Source organism: Vibrio cincinnatiensis, from assembly GCF_022113815.1.
In the GTDB taxonomy this organism is placed as follows: Bacteria; Pseudomonadota; Gammaproteobacteria; order Enterobacterales; family Vibrionaceae; genus Vibrio; species Vibrio cincinnatiensis_A.
Genome location: NZ_SGOM01000092.1, coordinates 1 through 389 on the forward strand (window position 1 = coordinate 1; position 389 = coordinate 389).

Here is a 389-nt window from a genome sequence, read left to right on the forward strand (position 1 = left end):
CGCATGTCTTTCATGGTCAGCATTACGGCTTCACCGCTTTGTGAACCAATTTGGAACGCTTTAGTTTGGAACGTACCGTTTAATAGTCGGTTGCCCGCAAATGATGTGGTTTCAGCGATACGGTTTAATTCTTTGTTTAGAGCGCCAACTTCTTCTTGAATCGCAACACGCTCAGATTTTGAGTTAGAGCCGTTTGCTGATTGCAATGATAGATCACGCATCCGTTGTAGGATGTTCGTGGTTTCGTTCATTGCGCCTTCAGCAGTTTGCGCCATTGAGATACCATCATTGGCGTTACGGACTGCAACATCTAAACCACGGCTTTGAACATTCAAACGGTTAGAAATTTGTAGGCCGGCTGCATCATCTTTTGCACTGTTAATTTTAAA

1 pseudogene is annotated in these 389 nt (G+C 44.0%); it reads right to left on the reverse strand.

The window, feature by feature from the left end:
* Nucleotides 1–389 (reverse strand): annotated as a pseudogene (locus EXA13_RS16760) (flagellin); the annotation flags it as partial.